Source organism: Calditrichota bacterium (assembly GCA_014359355.1).
Classification (GTDB): Bacteria; Zhuqueibacterota; Zhuqueibacteria; order JANLFK01; family Oleimicrobiaceae; genus Oleimicrobium.
Genome location: JACIZP010000390.1, coordinates 1 through 3,800 on the forward strand (window position 1 = coordinate 1; position 3,800 = coordinate 3,800).

Annotated in this window: 2 protein-coding genes; both read right to left on the bottom strand. The window is 61.0% G+C overall.

The features are described 5' to 3' along the window. Positions 1 to 37: 37 nt before the first annotated feature. Entirely contained in the window at positions 38 to 2,767 is a 2,730-nt protein-coding gene (locus tag H5U38_16240; GenBank protein MBC7188575.1) for a pyruvate, phosphate dikinase, read from the bottom strand. A gap of 136 nt (positions 2,768 to 2,903) precedes the next feature. Further along, on the bottom strand, positions 2,904 to 3,800 hold an 897-nt coding region (locus H5U38_16245), incomplete at its 5' end, for a S41 family peptidase (GenBank protein ID MBC7188576.1).

Consider the following 3,800-nt stretch of genomic DNA (forward strand, 5'->3'; position numbering starts at 1 on the left):
CTTGGCAGGCGCCTCTCTCCTCCTGTTCAGTCAGGTCTTACTTGGCACGCTTTGCAGGGCCAAAACGGACTGCGGCCCGTGCTGCGGCGAGGCGCGCAATCGGCACCCGGAACGGCGAGCACGACACATAATCGAGCCCGACGCGGTGGCAGAATTCAATGGATGCGGGATCGCCGCCATGTTCGCCACATATTCCGACCTTGAGGTTGGGACGAGCAGCGCGACCCTTCTGCACGCCCATCTCCACCAGTTGGCCGACGCCTGTCTGGTCGAGGGTCTGGAACGGGTCCTCGGGCAGAATGCCTTCCTCAAGATAGGTCGGCAGGAAGCCACCCACGTCGTCCCGCGAGAAACCGAACGTGGTCTGCGTCAGGTCGTTGGTGCCGAACGAGAAGAACTCCGCACTGCGGGCGATCTCGTCGGCGGTCAAGCATGCCCGCGGGATCTCGATCATAGTCCCCACCAAGTAGTGGAACTTGACCTGGTACTTGTTCATGACCTCTTCGGCGACTTTGCGGATGATCTTCTCCTGGTGCTGAAACTCCTTGACCGTGCCCACCAGCGGCACCATGACCTCCGGGTAGACCTGCACACCTTCCTTGGTCAGCTCGGCCGCCGCTTCGAAAATGGCGCGCGCCTGCATCTCCGTGATCTCGGGATAGGCAATCCCCAGCCGGCAGCCACGATGACCGAGCATGGGGTTCATCTCATGCAAGGAGGCGATGCGCGCTTCGATCTTCTTGGCCGGCACCTGCAGCTGGTCCGCCAGTTCCTTGATCTGTTTCTTGGTCAGGTTGATGAACTCGTGCAGCGGCGGATCCAGCAGGCGGATGGTCACCGGCAATCCCTGCATGGCCCTCAGGATCCCCAAAAAGTCCTTCTTCTGGTAGGGGAGCAGTTTCGCCAGGGCCTTGCGGCGCTCCTTCTCGGTCTCGGCGAGGATCATCTGCCGCATGGCCAAGATGCGCTTGGGATCGAAGAACATGTGCTCGGTGCGGCAGAGGCCAATCCCTTCGGCGCCGAATGCCCGTGCCTGAGTGGCGTCAGCGGGCCGGTCGGCGTTCGTACGCACGCCGAGGCTGCGGATCTCATCGGCCCACTTCATGAGTTGCAGGTAGGCCTGATTGTGCTCGAGGTCCGGCTTGACCAAGGGCAGCTGTCCAGCGTAGACCCGCCCGGCAGTGCCGTTGAGGGTCAGCCAGTCGCCCTGCTTGAATAGCTTGCCATTCACGGACAGCTTCTTGCCCACAGGGTCGATTTCCAGCGCCCCGCAGCCGACGATGCAGCACTTGCCCCAACCGCGCGCGACCAGGGCAGCGTGGCTGGTCATACCGCCCTTTGCGGTCAAAATCCCCTCGGCCGCGTGCATGCCGTGGACATCCTCAGGGGTGGTCTCTTGCCGGACAAGGATGACTTTCTTCTTGTCCTTGGCAAGTCGTTCAGCATCGTCGGCGGTGAAGACAATCTGTCCGGTGGCCCCACCCGGGCCTGCGGGCAGACCCGTGGCCAACACCTGCGCGTGCCGCTCCTTGATGGGGTCCACCATCGGGTGCAGGAGCTCATCCAGTTGCGATGGCTTGACGCGCATAATGGCCTCCTTCTTGTCGATGAGGCCTTCGTTGCACATGTCCACCGCCATGCGCACTGCCGCCTGGCCGTTTCTCTTGCCCACGCGCGTTTGCAGCATCCAGAGGCGCCCTTCCTGGATCGTGAACTCGATGTCCTGCATGTCACGGTAATGCTTCTCGAGGGTGTTGCGGATGCCCACCAGCTGCTCATAGAGCTCCGGCATCATCTCCTCGAGGCTGGGGAGGTGTTTGTTCTCCTGGGTCTTGTTCGCCTTGTTCAGGGGGTAGGGGGTGCGGATGCCGGCCACCACGTCCTCGCCCTGGGCGTTGACCAACCACTCACCGTAGAATTCGTTTTCGCCCGTGGCCGGGTTCCTGGTGAAGGCCACGCCGGTTGCCGAGCGCTCGCCCATGTTGCCAAAGACCATGCTCTGCACATTCACCGCCGTGCCCCAATCATCAGGAATGCCCTCGATGCGCCGGTAGGAGACTGCCCGCTTACCGGTCCAGGACTGGAACACCGCGCCAATTCCTCCCCAAAGCTGCTCCATAGGGTCATCCGGGAAGGGCCGGCCCAGCACCTGCTGGACTTTCTTCTTGAAAATCTCGACCAGCTGCTTGAGGTCCTCGGCGGTCAGTTCGGTATCCAACTTCACGCCGCGCTTCTTCTTGAGCTTGTCCATCTCATGCTCAAGCTGTTGGCGCACCGCTTTGCCTTCCTTTGGTTCGATGCCTGCCGCCTTCTCCATCACCACGTCGGCATACATCATGATCAGTCGCCGGTAGGCATCATAGGCAAAGCGCTCATTTTGCGTCTTGGCGATCAGCCCCTTGATGGTAGTGGAGGTCAAGCCGATGTTGAGCACGGTCTCCATCATGCCCGGCATCGAGCTCCTTGCGCCTGAGCGAACGGAGACGAGCAGAGGATTCTCCGGGTCGCCAAAACGGCTCCCCATGAGCTGCTCCGTTCGCCGCAGAGCCGCCTCCACCTGTTCTTTCAGGCCAGCGGGATATTTCTTGCCGTTGGCATAGTAGTAGGTGCAGACCTCAGTGGTGATGGTGAATCCTGGAGGCACAGGGAGGTTCAAGCGGCACATTTCTGCTAGGTTCGCTCCCTTGCCGCCAAGGAGTTCCTTCATGTTCGCATCGCCTTCCGCCTGACCCTGGGCGAAGAAATAGACATACTTCTTCTCTGCCATCGAAAAAATCCTCCTCGAATGATGCTACTGCGCTATCTGCTATACGGCGCGGCTACCCACGCCGAGGGCTTCACCGTGCCTGTGGACACAACCGCCTTCTTGCCTGCGTTCTCGAGCGTGCAAATCGACTGCCCGCTCACCCCCCAACCGTAGTCTTCTTGCCGAGTATGGAGCCATACTGGAGCGGATTGCTGAGGACTTCTACTGCCTTCTGCACGACCTCATCGTCGTCCAAGACCGCGCTAATGCCTGCCGCGGTACCCCACAGCTTGGTGATAACCTCCCTCTCCAGCGACTGTCTAATGTAGCCAAGGCTCTCCTCGAATTCACGCTTCTTTTGTTGCGCTAAAGCTGCCTTGATCTGCCCCAGCGCTGTCGACACCTCCGGCAAGTAGCCGTGTTTCCTCGCCGCGCGCTCAAAGGCCTCAAGCTCGGTTTCGCCCTCGCTCTTGTACTCGAACTTTTTCTCGGCCAAAAACTTGCGGAATTCGTCGATCACCTTGTCGTCGGCCACAAAGTTGCGGGGCAAATCGGGGTGCCGCTGCACATAGCCCACGGCAAAGTTGAAGAACATCGACTGGCTGAGCAGGGCGAACTCCAGTCGACTCAGGGTATCGGGGCTGACCTGGATGTCGGGGACGATGCCTCCTCCGCCACGCACCAGGCGTCCGGAGGTGGTGCGATACTCCTTCTTCGGGTCGGCCGCCTCTTCCAGCCGTTTGATCCCTTCGGCGTAGAGCACGCTGGTGCGCCCCTTGTCGAAGACATCCGGATTCTGGATCAGTCGTCCACTGGGCACAAAGTACTCGGAGGTGGTGATGCGCAGCGTGGAGCGGGGCCCCACGCCTACCACGCGCTGCACCAGCCCTTTGCCAAAGGTGGTGGTCCCGATGACCACCCCACGATCCAAGTCCTGAATGGCGCCGGCCACAATTTCGGAGGCAGAGGCGCTGTAAGAGTCCACCAGCACGGCTAGCGGCAGATCGCCCCACACGGGGTCCTTGCTGGCACGGTACTCGCGATCATCGCTCTT